The 22,821-nt window shown below is 36.0% G+C and carries 18 protein-coding genes; 6 read left to right on the top strand and 12 right to left on the bottom strand.

Annotation, left to right across the window (positions count from 1 at the left end):
* Window positions 1–7: 7 nt before the first annotated feature.
* Together Arg41_RS04810 and icd are read left to right on the top strand one after the other, a co-directional pair.
* Entirely contained in the window at window positions 8–808 is an 801-nt protein-coding gene (locus Arg41_RS04810; protein ID WP_157722283.1) for an inositol monophosphatase family protein, read from the top strand.
* Between the two features lie 68 nt (window positions 809–876).
* Window positions 877–2,130, top strand: a complete 1,254-nt coding sequence (gene icd / locus Arg41_RS04805; protein WP_092343641.1) for an NADP-dependent isocitrate dehydrogenase — start codon at window positions 877–879, stop codon at window positions 2,128–2,130.
* Window positions 2,131–2,159: 29 nt separating this feature from the next.
* Here the strand turns inward: icd and Arg41_RS04800 are convergent, their stop codons facing one another.
* From Arg41_RS04800 to Arg41_RS04790, 3 genes are all read right to left on the bottom strand, one after another.
* Complete coding sequence (locus Arg41_RS04800; RefSeq protein ID WP_092343640.1) at window positions 2,160–2,846, bottom strand: hypothetical protein; 687 nt, start codon at window positions 2,844–2,846, stop codon at window positions 2,160–2,162.
* Window positions 2,847–3,683: 837 nt separating this feature from the next.
* Complete coding sequence (locus Arg41_RS04795) at window positions 3,684–3,893, bottom strand: cold-shock protein (protein ID WP_092343639.1); 210 nt, start codon at window positions 3,891–3,893, stop codon at window positions 3,684–3,686.
* Between the two features lie 278 nt (window positions 3,894–4,171).
* Window positions 4,172–5,086, bottom strand: a complete 915-nt coding sequence (locus tag Arg41_RS04790) for a hypothetical protein (RefSeq protein WP_092490526.1) — start codon at window positions 5,084–5,086, stop codon at window positions 4,172–4,174.
* Window positions 5,087–6,067: 981 nt separating this feature from the next.
* Here Arg41_RS04790 and Arg41_RS04785 point away from each other — a divergent pair.
* Complete coding sequence (locus tag Arg41_RS04785; protein ID WP_092490525.1) at window positions 6,068–7,330, top strand: hypothetical protein; 1,263 nt, start codon at window positions 6,068–6,070, stop codon at window positions 7,328–7,330.
* Window positions 7,331–8,147: 817 nt separating this feature from the next.
* Window positions 8,148–9,830, top strand: coding sequence for a hypothetical protein (locus tag Arg41_RS04780; RefSeq protein ID WP_092490524.1), 1,683 nt, complete (start codon window positions 8,148–8,150; stop codon window positions 9,828–9,830).
* Between the two features lie 918 nt (window positions 9,831–10,748).
* Here the strand turns inward: Arg41_RS04780 and Arg41_RS04775 are convergent.
* From Arg41_RS04775 to hemC, 5 genes are all read right to left on the bottom strand, one after another.
* On the bottom strand, window positions 10,749–10,961 hold the full coding sequence (locus tag Arg41_RS04775) for a cold-shock protein (RefSeq protein ID WP_092343092.1): 213 nt from the start codon (window positions 10,959–10,961) through the stop codon (window positions 10,749–10,751).
* Window positions 10,962–11,139: 178 nt separating this feature from the next.
* Window positions 11,140–12,324, bottom strand: coding sequence for a heme biosynthesis HemY N-terminal domain-containing protein (locus Arg41_RS04770; RefSeq protein ID WP_092343091.1), 1,185 nt, complete (start codon window positions 12,322–12,324; stop codon window positions 11,140–11,142).
* The gene (locus Arg41_RS04765; RefSeq protein WP_092343090.1) at window positions 12,321–13,379 is read right to left on the bottom strand and encodes a uroporphyrinogen-III C-methyltransferase; all 1,059 of its coding nucleotides are present in this window, start codon (window positions 13,377–13,379) and stop codon (window positions 12,321–12,323) included. The genes Arg41_RS04770 and Arg41_RS04765 overlap by 4 nt, the downstream gene beginning before the upstream one ends.
* A gap of 70 nt (window positions 13,380–13,449) precedes the next feature.
* Window positions 13,450–14,193, bottom strand: a complete 744-nt coding sequence (locus tag Arg41_RS04760; RefSeq protein WP_157722282.1) for a uroporphyrinogen-III synthase — start codon at window positions 14,191–14,193, stop codon at window positions 13,450–13,452.
* 1 nt (window position 14,194) lies between these two features.
* The gene (gene hemC, locus Arg41_RS04755; RefSeq protein ID WP_157722281.1) at window positions 14,195–15,127 is read right to left on the bottom strand and encodes a hydroxymethylbilane synthase; all 933 of its coding nucleotides are present in this window, start codon (window positions 15,125–15,127) and stop codon (window positions 14,195–14,197) included.
* A gap of 235 nt (window positions 15,128–15,362) precedes the next feature.
* On the opposite strand from hemC, the gene Arg41_RS04750 reads away from it, so the two are divergent.
* Together Arg41_RS04750 and murI are read left to right on the top strand one after the other, a co-directional pair.
* A complete protein-coding gene (locus Arg41_RS04750; RefSeq protein WP_092343087.1) occupies window positions 15,363–16,739 on the top strand; it encodes a DEAD/DEAH box helicase in 1,377 nt (458 codons plus the stop codon).
* A gap of 5 nt (window positions 16,740–16,744) precedes the next feature.
* Window positions 16,745–17,512, top strand: coding sequence for a glutamate racemase (gene murI, locus Arg41_RS04745; RefSeq protein WP_092343086.1), 768 nt, complete (start codon window positions 16,745–16,747; stop codon window positions 17,510–17,512).
* Here murI and Arg41_RS04740 read toward each other — a convergent pair.
* The 4 genes from Arg41_RS04740 to prfB form a co-directional block, all read right to left on the bottom strand.
* Complete coding sequence (locus Arg41_RS04740; protein ID WP_092343085.1) at window positions 17,507–18,727, bottom strand: MFS transporter; 1,221 nt, start codon at window positions 18,725–18,727, stop codon at window positions 17,507–17,509. The two genes, murI and Arg41_RS04740, sit on opposite strands and share 6 nt — an antisense overlap.
* A 118-nt stretch (window positions 18,728–18,845) precedes the next feature.
* A complete protein-coding gene (locus Arg41_RS04735) occupies window positions 18,846–20,030 on the bottom strand; it encodes a type IV pilus twitching motility protein PilT (RefSeq protein ID WP_157722280.1) in 1,185 nt (394 codons plus the stop codon).
* Between the two features lie 89 nt (window positions 20,031–20,119).
* Window positions 20,120–21,628 (bottom strand): lysine--tRNA ligase, encoded by a 1,509-nt coding sequence (lysS, locus tag Arg41_RS04730; protein WP_092343083.1) that lies wholly within the window; start codon window positions 21,626–21,628, stop codon window positions 20,120–20,122.
* Window positions 21,629–21,647: 19 nt separating this feature from the next.
* A protein-coding gene (gene prfB, locus Arg41_RS04725) for a peptide chain release factor 2 (protein WP_278183671.1) occupies window positions 21,648–22,782 on the bottom strand; the annotation gives its coding sequence in 2 pieces (ribosomal slippage) (window positions 21,648–22,697 and window positions 22,699–22,782; 1,134 coding nt in all).
* Window positions 22,783–22,821: the final 39 nt, after the last annotated feature.

Below are 22,821 nucleotides of genomic sequence, written 5' to 3'. Positions count from 1 at the left end.
AGTTTACGTGCACCACTACCTAAGCACTGCAATTAAGGCAGTACGCCAGGCTTCATCTATAATCATTCGTGATTCCATAGATAAAAATCAGATAAAGATCAAAAAGAAAGAAGATGGAACATTTTCCACTAATACTGATGTCAACGCAGAGCGGTGCATTGTATCAATGATACACAATATATACCCAGAACATGATATATATTCTGAAGAATGTGGTTGGGCATACAAAAGGAACAGTAATAGTGTTTGGTATATAGATCCAATTGACGGCACCAATAATTTTATACACGGCATACCACACTACGCTATATCCATAGGTCTCATAGAAAGGGGTATCGTAACTCACGGCGTGGTATATGACCCTAATTTAAACGAAATGTTCACGGCTAGCAGGGGTGTAGGGGCATTCTTAAATGACAGAAGAATTAGAGTATCTACATGCTCAAATATATCTCAAGCTCACGTTAACATATGCACACAAAAACCCCAAAAAGATGGAGATAATTTAACCGTTATACAAGCGCTTAATAGCAGGATTAACAGCTTTCGTGTCATGGGATCATCGTCATTGGCTCTTTCATATGTTGCAACGGGTAGATTTGATGCGTTTTTTGGTGAAAAATTGAAGACTTTCGACATAGCTGCTGGAAGCCTGCTAGTAACAGAGGCAGGAGGAATAGTGTCGGAACTTTTTCCTCAAAAAAATATAACTTACTTAGAATCCGGAGATGTTCTGGCATCATCACCCAAATTGGTAACTATGTTTATAAAAATTATGAAAGAAAACATTAACTCTCTAGATTCATAATTACATCATGCACCCTCTGTAGTATATAATTATGGGGTATTACCATTGCTGAGATAGGGGAAAAGTCGATGTACAAAAAGATTGTTGTACCAACTAAAGGCGAAAAGATTACTATATCTAATGGCCAAATAAACACTCCTGATAACCCAATTATTCCGTTCATTGAAGGCGATGGTATTGGAGTAGACATTACACCTGCTATGGTTTTCGTCATTGACTCCGTAGTTAGTAAGGCTTACGGAAACAAGAAAAAAATTCATTGGATGGAAATATACGCTGGTGAAAAATCTAACAGAGTATATGGACCTAACACATGGATGCCTGATGAGACTATAGATGCCATAAAGGAATTTTGTGTAGCCATAAAAGGACCACTAACCACTCCGGTAGGAGGTGGAATTAGATCCATCAACGTGGCATTACGTCAAAATCTTGATCTTTACGTCTGCCTTCGACCAATAAGATACTTTAAGGGCACCCCCAGCGTACTCAAGCACCCGGAAAAGACTAATGCAGTGATATTTAGGGAAAATTCAGAAGACATATATGCAGGAATAGAATGGAAGGCCGAGTCACCAGAAGCAAAGAAACTGATTTCTTACTTACAGGACACATTTGGAGTAACAGCGATACGTTTTCCCGAAACTTCCGGCATAGGAATTAAAACCGTCTCTCGTGAAGGAACAGAACGCTTGGTTCGTCGCGCCATACAGTATGCAATTGACCATGAAAGAAAGAGCGTTACATTAGTCCACAAGGGAAATATCATGAAGTACACGGAGGGAGCATTCCGTGACTGGGGATATGGCATCGCCAAAAGAGAATTTGGCGCACAAGAAATAGACCAAGGCCCATGGTGTAAAATTAAGCACCCTACTACTGGCAATGAACTGATAATCAAGGACTCTATTGCTGATGCTTTTCTTCAGGGAATATTGCTGCGTCCGGACGATACTGATGTAGTAGCTACTCTAAATCTTAACGGTGATTACATATCGGATGCCCTAGCGGCACAAGTAGGTGGAATAGGAATGGCACCTGGCGCTAATTTGTCTGATTCAACTGCAGTGTTTGAAGCAACCCACGGAACTGCTCCTAAGCACGCAGCTCAAAACAAAGCTAATCCAGGATCGATTATATTGTCAGCGGAAATGATGCTCCGGCACATAGGGTGGTTTGAAGCTGCAGATTTAATAATCTCTGGCATCGAAAAATCAATATCCAACGGACAGGTAACATATGATTTAGCGAGAATAATGACATCGGCGACACAGCTCAGCACATCTGATTTTGCAAAATCCATCGTAGATAACGTAGGATAACATTACTGAAGAGGAGGTTACCCACCTCCTCAATCAGAACATGTTCCATCGCTTCTTACTCTAGTTACGCTTTTTTTAGTATTAAGCAAAAAATTCAGCCTTCTGTTTTCTTCTCTAATCTTATCATTTTCTTTTTTAATATTTGAATTTTCTTCAAAAAGAGAACCCAGAATGGAGCTAGAAAGATCATTTTCCCTTGAAAGATGAGATATGATGGAATCGCGTAAATCAATATCTCTTCTAACACGACTCGGATAATTTTTTCTCAGATCTTCAATTAGCATCTCCCTCTTTACACTGGAAAACAGCAGCACAAAGGTAGCAGCCACAGTTAGAACAGGCAAAACAAAAGACGATGCAACCAAAAATCCCCTGATAGCATTCCCATCAATAATACCTAAATTTAATAAAGCACTCAAAATGGCAAACACAACCCACAATATCATTAGGATAATCATAACAGAGATAGCTACGGTAACAAATAAACTAGAGTTATCATGACTAACTTTAAGCAATTGTAGAGATGAATTATTGCAAGAATTATCAAGCAACGAACTAGTACTAGGCAACACTATTGCTGAAATATCATCAGAAGAGACAACATTACTACAACAAAGTGAAAGTGAATTATTAGAAGCAACTGCATTAGAAGATACACCATCTGCTTCGAGCAGATTATCAGTAGAAGACGAGACACAATTTTTTGATCCAAGCACGGTTCCTCCCCATAATACAAATAAGTATCTGCAATGGAAAATAGCATCACTTGTTATTGTAATTATGCTATGGCCCCCATAACTGACTTAACAATAATGACAAAAATAACTAAAAAACGAAGAACACAACCTCCTGTTTGACAAAAAAACAAATCATGATAACTAGTACTGTTTATGTACAAAATTAGGCAGTACTATATATTTTAATAAAGTTACAACTGCACTACATATAGCAATTAGTATTAATTTATCACTAATAAATTCAATCTCCCCAAATTATTCTGCAACATAGTAATGAGGATACCAAAAACCCAATGTCTTTAAATCATAATACTTCAAGTTAAATTAAATATTTAGTCACATATATTTCTGCATAAATTTTAGTAAGGAATAAAAATAGGTAGATTTTACACCAGCTATTCGCACATTTAAACTACGAAGCAGTACCTTTTATCAAAGGCAACTTAAGCCTTTAAGTAGTGACCTTAGCGAACATAGAAAAAGCACATAAAATCACATTTATTATATTTATGCTTAGCGTTCCATAACAACATGGTTGATGTGCGCACCAGAATTTTGCATTATTTTAAATTAACAAATACCTGGATGTAATCCAATTTAATCTCTCTTACATAAGTCCATGTGCCCCCATACGGGCCGCCATCATACCATTTTCACAAAATATCCTACTGTTTAATTGCTTTTCACTCCACCTATATAAACTTAGAAAAGAGTAAATAAAATATTTATCTAAAACGAAGCAACTTTAAACAGATAAGATATAAAAGCAAAATGGTTCAAATCAAGCAAACATCAACTGCACTGGCACTGAAAAAGCTAGCACGATTGAATGTTGGAGGCTTGTTTACCTTTAGGACCATCTATAACTTCAAAAAATACCAACTGCCCCTCTTTTAAAGTACGGAAACCGTTCATTTGAACAGCTGAATAATGAACAAATAGATCATCACTACCATCATCTGGAGTAATAAATCCGTAACCTTTGGAATCACTAAACCACTTAACAGTTCCTTTTTTCTGAGACATCGTTCAAACCCTTATAAATAATAGACCAAAAATATCACACTAAAAACACCATCAATACAAGTTACAACAAAAACAAGTTACTACTTAAAGAATGCTAATTCATATCAACAACTGCTAACATTGGAACATATCCTAACAAACACACCATAACTAGCAACATTATCAGCAATATTAACACCATACTTAAAAATATTGATCAAAACTAATACTTACAAAATACAAAAATCCTAGTGCATTATTTTAATTTAAATACAAAATCCACCGATTAAAAGACAAACCTAAGACCCTAGAATGATCTTGGCTCCATTAATATCACCCCCTTGCATAAGAACAACGGCCTGATCCATTCTTTGATGGCAGTCGTCTAATTCTGCGCCTAATTTTCTAGCCTTAAGCCTTAAACTGAAAACATCCTCACTAAGTTTAACCAGTCCATCCACTTCCTCAGTACTACCAAATCTAGAACTAATGCTCCTAGGTCTTTTAGACAAACTCTCCCTTAATTCGGAAATATCCTCTGATAATTTACAATTCTCGAGTTCTAATTCACTTTTAGCACGTCTTAATTCTTCTAGCTCACGTTTTAAGCAACCGGTATCAGTATCAATTTTATCTTTTCTTTCCTTTACCGATTTAACTGCTCTAAGTACAATGGTAGCAACTATTCCAACCGCAATAATTGTAAGGACAGGAGATACGGCAGAAGCAGCAAGCATAAGGTGAGAATACTGAACACTATTCTTCGAAGCAATCATCAAAGCAGCATATAGCACCCAAAGCAATACAACAAATACAACGCAAACAACTACCACAGCGGTAATTTTTCTTGATCCAACACTGACATCATTAGCTCTATCCTCAACTACAACGGTATCTCTATCCATAGACAAATCTCTAAGTTCAATTCCATCACTAGGAGGAGATACATGCCTTTCATTTTTTGGTCTTAGAGTAATTGCCTTTTCAGATAAATCAATACCAAGAGAAGATCCACTTTGCATGCTAGTAACAGACACATCATCTCTAGGAAAACCGTAACTATCATCAACTTCTAAATTTCTTTCATTCACTAATCCTAGAAGAGGAGAATCACTGTTGCTTAAATCAATGCCACTAGAAGAGTCACTCTGTAGGCTAGAAACAGATATATTATCCATTTCCAAAAAATCATCATTACCGGAAATAACTTCCATATTTCCTCTCCATCCTTATGCAAGTTGTTAGTTGATCACTACCATATGCTAAGATAGCAATCACTTGTTATTGTTTGATTTCAGCTTTTTATTTGAATTAATAACTTTAGCAAAAATATCTCATCCGCGATAATAGTACAAAAAGATTGTATGCAAAATTAGGGTAAGTTATGCCTACCAATTGCAATTACAATTAATTTTCCAATAAAAGACGTTATAAACGCAACAATTGCAATCAATCATAATATTTTTACTATCAGTAGCACTATCTAGGTATAACAATTTACTTACTGTATAAAAAATTTTCTCAACTCAGTATAAAGTTATTAAAATTGCAAAAATTAGTAAAATGTCATCAATAAATATTTGGTTAGTTTATTTCTTATACTTATATCAACGAAAAAATTACTATAGATATATACCAGCAAAACAAAGATCCTCTGTTATACACAACCACCCACTGCATATTATAGATATGATCTAATAGCAAATATATATGCACATCAGGCAGTTAATCATTGAAACGAAAAAATTACTATAGATATATACCAGCAAAACAAAGATCCTCTGTTATACACAACCACCCACTGCATATTATAGATATGATCTAATAGCAAATATATATGCACATCAGGCAGTTAATCCTAAGCAATATCACCTAATTATTACTCATCAGACACAATCCATTTATCTCTGATATTAATTGCAACTAACATATAAAAGTACTTATTTTTAATACTGCGCCATTTTCTTATTACTGCTAGTGCCAAACTTAAACAAGTTATTTACAAAATTCATGTTTATATGACTAAGAAACATGCATCTTTCACATGATTTATTTATACAAAATAGAAAAAACGATAAATGACATAACTCTATTATAACGGTAGTATATATTTACATGTTCGTCACTGTATGTTACATCGAACATAGGTAAAAATAGCAATTACAAACACTGAGAATTAAAAACAGGAATAAATAATGTCTATTAATAATGTACTAATAAATACCCTAGGCAGTCATGTTGTAAACATAGAAGAAGAGGAAGAAGAAAGTAGTTCCGAATCTAGTGTGATATCACTTAGTCACATGGATATTGATAATTTAAGTGTTTTCAGCAATTCTGAAAATTTTCCCTTAAATGATTCTACTTCTGAAATCGATAAAAACCTTGTAACTCAATCTACTTCTGCTACTGAAAAAAACAAGAAAAAAAGTAAAAAACATTCTTTGACAACATCAAGAAACAGCAGACTTTTCCAAGGTGGAAAAATATTAGTACTTTTGGGAATAATTCAAATTTTTATAGTTATAATATGCGTATTGTTTGCTCAATTGAAGTTTGGAACTTCGGATACTGCTTCACCAACAGCCCTAATGAACTCAACTGAAAGTTACTCAATTGGCACAACACCTGAATATATTTTCTCCAGCACCACACAGGACTACCCTTCTGGAAGCAGTACATCAGCTAGAATAAGAAAAAAACAAAAGCCAGCGAAAGCAAAATCTAAAAAAAATAAAACCTCCACTCACTCTAACAAGATAAGAAATAAAACAACTGATGTTACTACTTCTGCAAAACCTAAAAACACTACTTCAGTTTTAGTAACAACTAATGCAGTCAATAATGATCAACCTAAAGCTAGCACTTCAGTTTCAGTAACAACTGCTAATACCAATAATGAACAACCTGAAAGTAGCACTTCAGCTACATCAATAACTCCAGTAAATCCTCAACCAACTATGGTAGAAAACACTAGTGTTAATGCAAACACAAAAAACAACCATGAAAATTATGTTGAGTCAACTACTACTAATATTGGTCATACAGATATTGATTACGATACTGCTAATATCCTGAAAACACTTATACAAAAAAATCGTGAATTAAATAATACATGCCTCACAATAAAAGAAAAAACTGCTATCACGGAAGAAATAAGCAACTTTTTATCTGAAAATATCTCAAAAATAACTGATGCCGACAGGTTAGAGTTACAGAAACAGCTAGTGCAAGATCAAGAAAAAGCCAAATCTGTAAAAGATGAGGGAACGTCTGCCCCCTGTCCAACAAATACCGTAGATATTCTGGAAGAAATGGATAAAATGGAAGTGCTAATTAGAAGAAATCCAGCACCTGAAGTAGTTAACACGGCCGTGGAAAATGTACGCTCAATTATCGCAAGAGGCAGAGAAAGATTACTTAAAAAATTACTGAAAAACATTGGTAAGATGTCATAAGAACAATTAGAAATATTATGGAAGCTAAACCAAAATATGGACCTATTCAAAAAATTGGGATGGTCCATATCAAATAACTCTAATGTAAAACTATATTCAAATTGTTATCAACATTTAGTCATTTGCCTAAGCTATAAAATTTATGCGATTTTTTATAGATTTATATAATTAATATATAAATAACTATTAATTTTTGTACAATATTTTAATTTCAACAAAAGAACGGCAATAATTGTTATAGCAAAAAACAGGTCAACTTTTGACTTTGATCAAAAAGCTTATAATCACATAATAAAAACATAATAAAAAATATCTATCCATATAATAAAAAACTCTTATGAACATATTAACTAGAAGCTATAACACTACAGTAAACAATGAATCATAAACCCAAATTACTACGAAGTAATGATATACAAACTTTAAGAAGTAAGTAAAATTACTAGTGAAACTGTAGGGTGCAAATCTAATTTAAAAAATTCAAACTAACCCTACTTACATTATTTTTATGTCCTACTAACTAAACAATATATCAATGAAACCACACTAATGATAAATCAGCATCCTCTTTGTAAACCACAAATCATATTAATCACATTAATCACATTCCCTTTTACTTTTGATGAATTATAAAAGTTCCCCTTAATATCCCGTATATCACTTCCCCTTTGTATAGCGAAAACCATAAATTACATAACTCTAGTATAACTGTAATATGTCATCTAACATTTGTTACGCTATTGTTTACTTAGTAAAGGTAAAAAGAGCAATTGCATAAATTCCATTACAAATATAAGCACTAAAAGTAGGGATAAATATGTCAATCAATGATAATACAGCAGGTAGACCCCCAGACGATATTAGTCTGAGCATTGAGGATGAGGACTATGCTAGTACAGTAGGATCTGCTTCTAGTATAGTAACTCTAGATTGTGTAGGTATAGACGATTTTAGTAATACCTATGATCATGCAGTTATTCCTCATCTTGGAAGTGGAATAACTGCGGGGGAAGAAAGCCAACCTCTTTCTAGTACAGAAGGAAAAGTAAAAGGTAAAAAAAGGAAAAACAATTCCTCGCTAACCTCAAATAATAGCAAATGTTTCTTTGCCAAAAAAGTATTAATTTTCTTTGGAATAATTAATTTATTTCTGTTAATCATTTACGTATTGGTCTCACAAATTAAATTTGGAAATTTAGCTTCTGGTTCAAATAAATCTATAATGAACACAACTGATGGTGGCTTATTAAACAGTACCAATATACCCGAGTCCCTTTTTAGTACTCCGCAAGATCAGCAATTCAGCAGTACTACAAAACCCACTAGAACAAGGAAGAGAAATACTACAAGAGCTAAAAATGCACCGCACAATAGCACCACTGATAAAAAAGTCACTTCTTCGGAAAAATCAACAGCAGCAAAAACAACAACTGCATCAAATGTTGATACTCCTTCTGTACGACCCAAAACCACCACTACTACAAACTTTACTTCATTAAAACAAGTGACTGATATCAAAGAAGATATAAATACAACTATCAATGATCATAATGTTAATCTACCACAAGCTTCTACACAAGCTTCTACACAAGCTAGAACTACTACTCCAAACCTTACTTCACCAAGACAAATGAGTAAGGTTGAAAAAGAGATAAGTGCACTTATCAATGATCCGGATATTCATATGCATGACTATGAAAGAAGAGAATTAATCGAATATATGACTGATGTTCTAGAAAACGAAGGTACTGGATCTGATGCTGATGCTGATGCTGATAATGTTAAAGCTAAGATTAGAGATATCAAAGCAGAAATATCAATTATTAAAAACCAAAGAGGAAAAAAAACTGAAAAAATAGGTGCCAAAAACAATTTACGTAAAATTTCCGCAGATATTAGTAGTATGCCACGCGTAGATAGGTATCTAAGATCAGAAGCAATAAAAAAAGGAATAAATAGTATTATGGTAGAGACATCAAAAGTTACTGATATTAATCTCCCCTTAGCTGAAGAGCAAAAAACAGCCTTAGTTCAAAAGGTCTTTAATATCATTGTGAATAGTGAAGGAGATACAAATACAGCTACTAATATTTCTATTATTATACACAGCTACAACGATCGGCAAGAATTAGATAAACTTCTTGATAAGATCACTCGAACCCCTAAAAGCAGAAAATTAACTGAAGATATTGTTAAATTTGCAGGAAAAAAATACAAAATAGTCAAAGATATTGTAAGTAGACTTGAATGTATCCAAAAGGACATAGAAGAAATTAATAACCCAAATGGAAATCATAATACAAAGTACATGGCTAAGTCGAGTCTAGAAACTATGCTCAATGGTATTAATAAAAAATCTGAAAATAAAAGAAGTGAGGCTGACAAAATAGTAAAGTCATATGAAACTTTGATAAAAGCAGCCATACAGAGCTTCGATGAGTACTACAAGCAGTATATGAAAGAGGCAGCAAATAAATATGGTAAACATAAACGCAAATAACTTTTGACTTTGTATTAAGGCACGACAAAAATTGCCGTGCCTTAATAAATAAGTAAATACACCGTAAAATTGATTAAATAATCTTTAAATCGCAAGCAATGTGCGTTAATGACAAAAATAACCAACGCGCATCTAGAAATAGCTTAGAAGCATCCCTGCTACGATGCAACTATTTTTCAAAAATACTAAATATACATCTTTAGCAAAAAACAATTTATTTTTTACACCCAAATAACAAAAAATAAACCTTTAATTCCTCGGAATAAATTAAGACATAGGATATTAACCATGCAAATCAAATAACTATCTTATTCCTAACATTATTAAAACACTATTACAATATCTACCATATACCGTCGCTATATAATCACAAACTAAAACTTGTAATCACATTTAGACAACATATTATAAAATATAATTGCGATAGATATACCCACGGACTATAAGCTTAACGAACACAATAGCTGTAAGCTTGTAGTAATTAAGGAAGGATAGAGTTCTCGTGCTGTTCGGTGTTAATTTGTAAATCAATGATAGTAATTTACACTCCATAATCGCATTACGCTCATACTGTAGGTATAATTTCGGCAAATATTAAATCACAAATTGGTCACAACTTCATTGTAGGTTACGTTGCACTTGACTAGAAAACAGCATTGAAATAAGCAAGCATTACTATGATTAGTTTTTTCGAGAACAACGAGATATTGTCAGATTGCAGTAAAAAACCACACGACCAAACATCCAGAGTTAAACCTAAACAATATGAAAAGATTCCAACAAATCAGATATGAGGCACAAAGACAGGCAAGCGCTACAATAAGTAAGCACTGCACACCAGGAAATAAACAAGGACAAAGCCGAGAAGCGCCGCCTTAGAAGCAGCGCCCTTATTTTGAAACAGTAAGTTGTTGTATGCTAACAAGATTGTATATTAGCCGCCTGCTTACCCTTAGGACCATCTATCACTTCAAAAAACACCAACTGGCCCTCTTTAAGAGTACGAAAACCATTCATTTGAACAGCCGAATAATGAACAAACAGATCCTCACCGCCCTCATCCGGAGTAATAAAGCCATACCCCTTGGAATCGCTAAACCACTTAACTGTTCCCTTTTTCTTCTGAGACATTACGCAAATCCTTCTAATAAAACAAAAAAACTGTCACGCCTAAAACACCAACAGCATAACTGACAAAGCAAACAACAACAACAAACTGGTAGCTATGCCAAGCACCAGAGACATACCAGGACTAAACAAAGATTGGTAGTATACATCCTACACCTAAAAAAAGATAGTACCGGAAATACTATGGCCTAGATAATGTCTTTTTAGCGCACCTTCTATATAAAACATTGGCTTGCTCATGCTCTCCCAACCGATCAAGCAAGGAAGCTTTTTCGTAAATAGGCAAAACCATATCATCGCCATAGGAACAAGCCTGCTCTAAATACTCCCTAGCTTTACCCCAAAGAGACTTTTTTTGGCACAATTTAGCCAAAGTTACTAACAGATAAGCATCATCCTGGTGGTTAAGCAACCAAAATTCAGCACACTCAATCTGATGAGTAATTGTATTATCTTCACAAGAATCTGAATATAGCAGAGCTAACTCAGAAGACCAATCCTTCCTATGGTAATCTTCAATGTAACGACGAGCCAACCCATAGTCCAACAACTCCAAAAATCTCTTTACCACACGCACTATGTGTAATTTTTGGTCTGACTCAGATAAACATGAAAAGAACTTTTTCAGATCTTCAACACTTTCAGTGTTGGAAACAAGTCCTTGATAAAGTTCCTGCTTTAGCGAAAAAAAAGAGGCCGGATGAATAGACTGCCTTTTCTCTAAAATACGGAAACACCTCATAGCTTCTGACCAGTTCTCCAAAGAAAGATAAGTAAGAAACAATAACCTAGTCACCGCAAGATATCTTGTACTAGAATCCAAAACGTAAGGAGAAAGCAATTCTAATGCCCTAGTAGGGTTATTGTCATTCAAATACAACTCCGCAGCCGTCAAGCGCTGCGCGCGCTCCCCGCCTTGGAGATTTTTCACCACATCCAACCAGTAATCTCTCTCAGAAACTTTTCCCAAGGCGTGGTATGACTGGGCAGCCATAAGCCCAGACACAATCGGAACCAAATTAGCCTCAAAAGACTGCTCTGCAGCATTCGCAGCACGAGCATACCGCCCCTCTAAAAAGTACACAAAACCCTCAGAAAACAATCGAAGAGCTGAATTATGCTTTTTCCGTTGATGTATAGTACGCAGTCGATCAGGTATGCGGAAAAAAAAATCAACCAACCGTATCAAAAAATAACCACCAAAGAAGATAAATGAGGCACATAATATAAAGAATAAGAATGAAACTTCGACACGGTATGGTGGAACAGTAAATAGAACAGATCCCCCGTGAGAATGAAACGCCAGGACGGTAAAAAAAACTATCACTGCAAAAAAAACAAGCAACTGTAAAAACTTCTTCATCATGCGGACACCTCTTTCGAGCTCTCAACAGGCACCAAAACTAGATTTTTTTGTGCAGCTTGAATATGGTCAATACAATGTTCTATGTCTGACATATTAATAACTTCAGGAGGAACAAATTTTATCAAGTATAGCTTAGCAATAATATCTTTAAATTTATTGTAATTATCATCATGATCAAAATATCTATCAACAAACTTGCTAAGTTTATCAAGACTGCTATTGTAGGAATTCTGATCATGAATAACCCATGATAACTTCAAAGAAAGGGTGTGAAGATGAATCATCTCCATAACAAAATTCTTCTCTTCAGGAGTTAAAAGCACTAAATTTGGATCACTTTCGTGGTAAATACGAACAAAATCATGAAATTTACGCTGAAACTGCACCCACACACTCTTCCAAAATGAGTTTGGATCACTATCATCCGTGTGTAAGTTATATTTATCTATACGATTAGATGATGAATAACCAACAAAACGAAGGATATCCAGAGTATTTTTGAAATATACCATTTGCGCATAAAAATCGTCGCTACCATACAAGGGCAGCCCCTTAAGAATATCTATCTTGACTTTAATCAAATCAGCTAATCGAGAAAAAGCTGGATCAGCAACACCCTTAGATAAAAGATAGGCCGAAGCCAAAATAGATACAGCACGATCTGGATGACTCATCCACATAAGATTAGAGGTAGCAACACCAACATAATCTCGTATCTGAACAAGGACTTGAGTATTATGAACATCCGAGTAATGATTCAAGAGCTCTGCACTACTCTCGTATCTACTACGCAAAACATTCAACTGATCGTCTATCTCACGAACACGGCGTGATAAATTACTCAAATCACTAGCATGAAATCGGTCAGAGTTAAGTAAAGTGGCAATCATATGCTTGTTAGTGGCAACATACTCGTACAACACATTGCTAGCAAAAAATATCCCGAAAATACCAACAACAAACAACAGTATAAAAAATATCTTAACCCAAAATGACAAAACAGACAGTTTAGGCTCTTGTTTATTATCTATTGATTCTGGAGATAAATCTGCCACAATTGCACCCTCTCTCTTTCATTACATAATTTTCATTTGAAGAGCATAAAAAAACAGTTACTCCCAAATATTACATAGTTAGTGAAATGTTATAAATAGCATTAGTCAAATTATCCTCACCAGGAGATGATAAAAATACAGGTCCCAACTTATATCCCAGAACCGTATCACGAATTCTAGGGTGACTACAAAGAAAAGAAAAAGCAACTCCATAAAAATGGTTATTTTGCAAAAAAGAACAGATAATCCTAGCAACTTCGGTACTGGTAAAAACCAAAACTATTTCTTTAAAATTATCTATGAAAGACAATAAACGATTAGTCCAATCACTATCAACGCAACGCTGATAACAAACATACTCTTCTAGCAATGTTCCCTCTTCACGCAACCATTGAGCCAAATCAGACCGAGTTGGTTCACCCCGCACTAGTAAAATTTTATTACCTTTAACAAAAGATGGTAGACCTTGCAAAATTTCACGTACGGTATCACTCCCACCATACCCATCTTTAAATAAAATAGTTTCAATGGGCAAATACATCGACATAGCATTAGCAGTGCCCTTACCAGTAGCAAGCCAATAATTTGCTGTCACCGGAATATCATATAGGGAAAATGCATTCCATACAGAATAGCTACTAACAAAAATTCCAAAATCATAGTGATTATACGCAGGCAATGGAGGCGATAGTGGATTGATTACAAAAATAGGAAAAGATGCTGCACAAACATTGTTTTTATTAAGCAAATAACACAAATTATCGGCCTGATTAGGCATTTTAGTAATCAAAAAAATTGAAGAAGAAAATGCCATTTCATAATTTCCTAGCAAAAAACGCCCCCTCTTGAAAATATTGTACTGCTCTATCGGCAAGGCTTTGCCAATCACCCCTGCTAGATACAGTGTCATTAAATTCAATCATATCAGTCCCATCTGAGGAAAAAAGACGGGCGTGAAGGGCAATGCCTGATTTCTCATAAAAAGCATAAGCCGCCAAAGGAATATTACAATTTGCACCCAGCATTTCCCCTAAACGCCGTTCAGTCTTAGCAAGAATGGCATCTTCATCATTCATAAGGGACCAAACATCTAAATTTTCGTACTCTTTTTTGGCCTCAATAGCTAAAAAACCCTGTCCTGGCGCTGGAATACTAATTGAAAAAGATAAACGTTGCTTTATAAGTGAATCCAACCCCAATCTAGTTAATCCTGACGAAGATAAAATAATCCCAGCTAAAGAAAGTTCTTGAATTTTTTTTAGGCGCGTCAGTACATTACCGCGAATAGGAACAATTTTAAGGTCTGGACGATAATATTTAATCTGAACAGAACGACGAATACTAGATGTACCAATGCTACCTCCAATTGGTACATCTTCAAGAGAGTCATAGCCATATGACACAAAAGCATCTGACGGATCATCTCTGTGACCTATCCAGACCAAGTCCAGTCCTTCAGGTAGCAAATAAGGAACATCTTTCAACGAATGAACTGCACAAAAAGCCTCCCCTTCCATAATTGCCAATTCCAATTGCCTAACAAATATCCCTCTGGAGGCAACGCTCCTCCAATCATCGAGATCTACAATAAGATCTCCTTGTGTCTTTATAGGTAAAAGATCTATTGACAATTGCGGGTAAAAATTCAACAAATGATTGCGAATCGAGTTAGCCTGCCACAAAGCTAACTCTGAAGATCGAGTTGCAATAGAAAAAGAAGAAGGCAAATTGCAATTAGAAAATGACATACCAAACATTGCCTTGAAACAAGATTAAAAGCCCTGAATATACCTCATGGGTCATAAATATAGTATCAATCTAGTCTTTATCTTTGATAACTAGATGAAAATCAACTATAATCTACCACAATTGATAACTAATTCTCCTGTCTAAGCAAGAATGTGTAAGTAAAATACTGGTGATCCGGAGAATAGTACTGGACAATGTGAAGTTCAACCCTGTGGCTATCGGAGATAGTGGTGCATGACTAGTTTTGAAGATCTAGGTCTGATTCCTGAACTGTTGGCCATATTGGATCAGTTGGGGTACAAAAATCCTACACCGATACAAGAAAGCGCCATACCTGCCGTTCTCTCTTGCCGCGACGTTCTTGGTATTGCCCAAACAGGAACTGGAAAAACCGCCAGCTTCTCACTTCCGGTAATACAACGAATAGCTCCGTGGGCTAACAATAGTTTTTCCCCAGCAAAACATCCTCCTCGCGTTCTGATTTTGGAACCAACTAGAGAGTTGGCATTGCAAGTTTGCGAAGCCGTCAATAAATTTTCTCCTTTTATACCTCTGCGCTCATGTGCCATATTTGGGGGAATGCACATAGACGTACAGTCACAAGCTTTGCGTGAAGGGCGAGAAATAATAGTTGCAACACCAGGAAGACTGCTAGATCATCTGCGATTACAAAATATACGCTGCCAGGAAATAGGCATCCTAATCCTAGACGAAGTAGACTGCATGTTAGACATGGGTTTTTTGCCTGACATTACAAGAATAATTGGCCACCTACCCGTCGAAAGACAGAATCTTTTGTTTTCAGCAACCATATCCCCTGAAATTGATGTCCTTGCTCAAAAAATTCTACGCAATCCGATAAGAATACAAGTATCTGAGCTCAATTCTGTTGCGGATACCATAGAGCATGTCATACATGTGGTTTCGGACAAAAACAGGCAAGCCGTATTGCTGCAGCTATTGCGACAAACTAACCAAAAAACACTAATTTTTGTTGAAACTAAAGAGGTTTGCACACGTTTATCCCAATGGTTATCAGACAAAGGATTATTGGCAGCTGCAATACATGGTGACAGATCACAGAAAGAACGCGTAGAAACACTAGAAGCATTTAAAACCCAGAATGTAGACATATTGATAGCTACTGATATTGCTGCCCGTGGTTTAGATATTTCTGACTTGCCGGAAGTAATAAATTTCAGTCTTCCGCAATCATCAGAATCCTACGTTCACCGTATAGGAAGAACCGGTCGTCGAGGACAGAAAGGTATAGCAAGATCGTTGATAACGCCACAGGACGAAAAGCGTTTAAAAGAGATTGAAAATTTGATAGGAAAAAAAATAAGACGCATTTCATTAGAAGATAGCGGAAGTACCAGTAACTCTAACACCAACCGACGCCACCATATAAACAATACGAACAAACCTAGCGGTAATGCTGCATCTGATTGTGATGATAGTGACTTTGTCGACAGACCATACATGGCTGAAGTAGAGAGGGAAAAAAATTGCACGTCCGTATCACATTTTTCTATAAAAAGAAGTACAACTGAAAAGAAAAAAGTTGCTGCTTTGTTTCAGCCTCATGTAAAACCTGCATCAGCGAATTGAACGGTATGATCGGCATAATAGACTCTGGGGTTGGAGGGCTGAGTGTATGGAAAGCTATAAGATCAAATATCAAAACACAACACCGAATCATTTACATTGCCGACACTGCCTACATGCCATACGGAATTCGCAGCACACAAGATATATGCCAAAGAGTAACTAAGCTATCAAAAGTACTCATACATAAGCAGTGCTCTATTATAATAATTGCCTGCAACACAGCTACAGTGCAAGCGCTATCAGAATTACGACTAAAGTTCCAGAGTACAAATTTCATCGGAATGGAACCCGGTATAAAACCCGCATCACATTTGTCAAAAAATGGAAACATCGGTCTCTTAGCAACGAAATTGACCATTACTAGCACTAAAGTCATACAATTAATAAACCAGTATGGAAAAGACTGCTCTTTTTTTTTCCAAGTTGATCAAGGACTAGCGGAGAGCATAGAACACGACGACAAGGTAGAAGAATCGATTATATGTAGTCACTTGAAGTTTGTATATGAAAAAAACATAGACACACTGATACTTGGTTGCTCTCACTACCCTCTAATACTATCCCAAATTAGGGAAGAATTGCCCCCAGGAACCAACATCATCCACACGGAAAAAAGTATATCGGAAAGATTAATGAACATAATAGCAGAACCAATAATACCATCACATAAAGATAATCATACAGACGAATTCTTAACCACAGGAAACCCATCGTTATGTACTAAATCTTTTTCTCGATTACTACAAAAAGATGTAGTGGTTACCCCCCTATAAATCTACAGATTTCTTTTTGGAACTAACACTTAGAGGAAGCATCATTAGGATAACTGATACCAACAACAGGGAAGTTATACAATGAGAAACACCTCTATGCTCGTACATATAAGCCATATAGTAACTTCCTGAGAAACCACCCAAATAATAAGAAGTAGTGTATAGCCCAACAGCAGAAGAATGCGCTCTGGTTGCTCTCATTGAAACAGAAGACAAAGAACAAATTTGAACTCCGAAACATCCTGACACAGCAATAAACGTCCCAAGGAACACAAAAAACTTACTTTGAATCCAACAAACAAACACACCTAAAATCATCGAAAAAACAGAGTAATACCAGAAAGTATAGCTACGACTACGATTGTGTAGAATAATCATGGCACGTGAAGCAACAAGACACCCTACTAAATTAGCCAAGAACAGTGCTCCCCTCTCCGTAGCAGAAGTTTCAAACGGATAGTGTGATAATCGCAAAACATTAATCGTGTAAACTGAAATAATAGAAAAAAGCAGTAAAAACCCACAAAAATAAACTTTGAGCAAGCTAGTATTTGTCAAATGCTCACCAAGCTCAGAAATGACATGGAGTACTTTATTTTTTAGAGAGTTCTTTCTCAAATGCGTTGCGCTGTGATTATCAGGTTTAACCAATAAAACAAGCACTATGAACGAAAAAACAGCGGTTATTAAACCAATAGCTGCGTACGATACTCTCCACCCTCCGAAGATATCAGAAATTACCCCAGATAATAGACGCGATACTGTACCTCCAGTAGCAATACTTATTATATACAGACGTGACCCTCGCAATGAAGCATCATGAGATGATTGCTTAGATGCAGCTATAACTGCTGCAGTAATAATAGCTGGAGGGAAAAAACCCAGCAACGATTGAGCCATAGCAAATATCCAAAATTTAGTTGCTATAGACGTAACAAGTTGACAAATAACCAATCCAGCAAATGAAATTTTCAACATCAAGTCCCTACCATAAATATCATTACAGGCAGAAACAAAAGGAGAAGATATTGCCAACACTAACAAAAGCAAAGACTGAACAAAAGCAATAGAAGAAATAGAAACATGAAAGCTATTAGACAATTCAACAAAAAATGGTTGAGCTACATACAAATTCAAAAAAGCAGTAAAACCACTTAATATTGACATCAAAATGGAAGGAGGAAACTTTTTAGTTAAGCTCTCTGTATTTAGCACATTGCCACCTACTAGATAATGAAAACAAGTCAGAAAAATTCAGTAAAGAGTAGATTACTAAAATAGACAAATAATTTAATAGGGAATAAGCTCTATGGGTCACAAAAACAACACTTATTTACTCAGATGAGGATGAAGATAATTTTTTCTTATCCTTGGACTCATAGAGAGTAAACGAGGACTCTGAGCTACTAATGGCATCTATAAGCCCAGCAGACCTCAACGCAATTTGCAGGTCTACGCTATTATCTGTAGACCACAATGCATCCTCGACGCTTATTTTATCCTTACCAATTAGATCAACCAAATGTTTCTGGAAGGTTTGCATTCCACCACTACTAGATACCTCCATCAATTGAGGTATTTTATCGAGGTCCCTATTCATAATACAATTGGATATGGAATGATTGTTAATCATGACTTCCACCATAGGAACAACACCATTAGATTTACTACGAATCAACCTTTGACACACTACTGCCCTCAAGTTAAGAGCTAAGTTCATTAACACCTGATTTTGTCTCATTGGATCAGCAAACATCGAAAAACAACGCTCTATAACTTGTACCGCTGTATTAGCGTGAATAGTTGTTAGGACAAAATGACCTACAGTAGACGCCTGCAGAATATTTTCCATAGTCTCTATGTCAAGTACTTCACCTAGAAATAGCATATCTGGTGACTGCCTCATTGCGTACTTTAATGCTAAATTCCACGACTTAGCATCGTGAGAAATTTCACGATGGGTAATAACTGACTTTATTGGCTTATGAACATATTCTAAGGGTTCTTCTAAAATAAGAATATGACTTGATTTCATTCGATTTCTATAATCAATCAGAGTCGCAATAGAAGTAGACTTTCCAGCATTAGTAGGACCACCAAACAACACCAGACCACTATTGTATAAAGCTATATCCTTAAAAATTTCCGGTAAACCCATACTATCAATGCTTGGAATATCAGAATTGATAGTACGTATAACCGCAGCTAAATGACCTGCCTGACGAAAAACACTAACACGAAAACGGTGATCAGTTCCTGGAAGCATATAGCTGAAATTAACATCTAAGTCTCGACGCAATTTTTCCTTTTCATAATCAGTCAAAAAAATATTCACCACTCTGTTGACTTGAGACTGCAGGAGTGGCTCTTCAGTCTGAGGAAAAATTTCGCCTGAAATACGAAAACTCAGTGGAGAAGGAACAATAAGAAAGGCATTAGAAGCCCCCTTAGAAAGCATGGACTCTAACATCCGAGACACAAACTTATCAGGATCATCATCTAATAAACTCAAGTCCATAATAAATTCCATGAGCACAAAAAGTAAACAATATCAACATTGTATTCAATAAAATTAACGTAGTTAACTTAACCTCAAAATACTTAGGCTCACCCTCCTTTCAAATGAGGGAAAAAGATTACATCCCTAATAGTAGATGTATTAGTAAGCAACATAACCAACCTATCTATTCCTACACCACATCCTCCTGCCGGCGGCATACCATATTCAAGAGCCTGAATATAATCAGCATCATAATACATGGCCTCCTCGTTACCAGCATTTTTTTGAATAACTTGCTGCTGAAAACGTGCAGCTTGATCCTCAGGATCATTAAGCTCGGAAAAACCATTAGCAAGTTCTCTTCCTGCAACAAATAACTCAAATCTCTCTGCAACATTTTTATTATCGTCAGAAGCTCGGGAAAGAGGTGATATCTCCGTAGGGTAATCAACAATAAACGTAGGTTGCCACAACTTATTTTCTGCCACACTTTCAAACAGAAAAACATGCAGGGAACTCAATGAACCTTGACAAGTTAGCAAATCCTTCTTTACCCCAAATGACTCCAATTGTTCGACAATAAATCTTGAGTCTGCCAACTGATCATCTGTATATGATGCATGCTCTTTAATTGCCTCAAGCATACTAAGGCGGCGAAATTTAGTGGAAATGTCTATCTCTCGTCCTTGGTAGGTAAAAACAGCAGTACCCAAAATATCAATTGCCACTTGGCGAATCAATTTTTCAGTAAAATCCATCATCCATATATAATCGCTATATGCAGCATACATCTCAAGCATGGTAAATTCAGGATTATGACGTGGACTAATACCTTCATTACGAAAGCTACGGTTTATCTCAAACACTCGGTCAAAACCACCTACTAATAAACGTTTAAGATAAAGCTCAGGCGCTACACGAAGAAAAAGATCACGATCTAAAGCGTGGTGGTGAGTAACAAAAGGCTTAGCGACTGCACCACCAGGAATGGGATGCATCATCGGGGTTTCTACCTCTAGGAAATCATGAGACTCCAACATATGACGAACAGAGGAAATCGTTTTAGATCGATTCAAAAAAACTCGGCGTGTCTCCTCATTAACAATTAAATCTACGTAGCGTTGACGGTACCGCTTATCCTGATCAACTAGTCCATGAAACTTGTCTGGCAATGGACGAAGACATTTCGAAACTAACTCAATATTGGTTACCTTAACCGTCAATTCACCTGTCTTGGTATGGAATATCGTCCCCTCAACATAGCAAATATCACCTAAATCCCAAGTTTTGAAATTATCGCAAACTGAGGGATCTATATTCTTCTCACTAAGGTAAATTTGAATCTTACCGGTACAATCCTGTAAAGTGGCAAAACTAGCCTTACCCATCAAACGTTTAAGAACAATACGACCAGCAATAGTTACAAATATTTCTCGACAACTCAATTCTGAATCGGTAACGTGCTGGTACAACTTTATAAGATGATCAGCCTTATCTTGTGGACGAAAATTATTTTTGTAAGCAACACCTTGCTGACGCATAAGTGACAACTTCTCAAAACGTTCACGAACAATATGACTGGTATCTACATCATCAACCTTGGTATATTCTGCCATTGTCTTAACTCAACTATTGTCAATTTGAAAAAAATGATTTGGAAAGAGATGCTAACTGTTTTAAATTAGCCATGATAAAACTATCCAAATCACCATCTAAAAACGCCTGAGTATTACCTGTCTCCATATTAGTCCTCAAGTCCTTAATACGTGATTGATCAAGCACATAAGAACGAATCTGATGCCCCCAAGCAATATCTGATTTTGTATCCTCCAATGCCTTTTGTGCTTCTTGTTTTTTTTTAAATTCATGCTCATATAACCGTGACCTCAAAACACGCATAGCTTCTTCACGATTACGATGCTGAGAACGATCAGTTTGACACTGAACAACAATGTTAGTAGGAATATGAGTAATACGAATTGCGGATTCAGTACGATTAACGTGCTGACCACCAGCACCTGAAGCACGGTAGGTATCAATACGCAAATCAGCAGGATTAAGCTTTACATCAAAACTATCATCTACTTCTGGATAAACAAAAACAGAAGCAAAACTGGTATGTCTGCGCGAATTTGAATCAAATGGAGATTTACGCACTAGGCGATGGATACCGGTCTCAGTACGCAACAACCCGGTAGCATAGGACGACTTTACATATATTGTAGCGCCTTTAATGCCAGCAACCTCACCTTCATCACAAGAAACAACATCAACCGCTAAAGACTTCTTCTCGCAATAACGAAGATACATACGAAGCAGCATAGCTGCCCAATCCTGCGCCTCTGTCCCACCGGCACCGGATTGAATTTCCAAAAAACAGAAATTAGAATCCATCGGTTGAGAGAACAAACAACGCATCTCCATATCATTTAGTGTTAGTTTAAAATGGGACAAATCATCCTTAATTGACAAAATAAGGGAAGCATCAGACTCCTCTTCTGCCAAAGATAGGAGGGATGATGCATCTTCAAGATCTCTGTAGAGATTATCAAATTGATCTACAGAAGATTGAAGAATCTTCATTTCCTTATGAAGATCTTGATAACGAGGAACATCTGACCATATGGATTCATCTTGCAAAATCTTGTCTAGCTCAAGCAAACGATCACGTTGACGATCAACATCAAAGATAGTTCCAAATTTCAATTAACTTTTTTTTAGAATCAGAAATATCTGATTTTAAAGATAGGATGAAATCCAAATCAATCATTACAGTCCCCCTTGAGACATTATTAAGAACAACAGCAGT

Origin of the sequence: Candidatus Ichthyocystis hellenicum (assembly GCF_001460935.1) — a bacterium.
GTDB classification, from domain to species: Bacteria; Pseudomonadota; Gammaproteobacteria; order Burkholderiales; family 2013Ark19i; genus Ichthyocystis; species Ichthyocystis hellenicum.
Note: the sequence above shows the minus strand (reverse complement) of the source record. Positions and strands in the feature narration are given on the sequence as shown.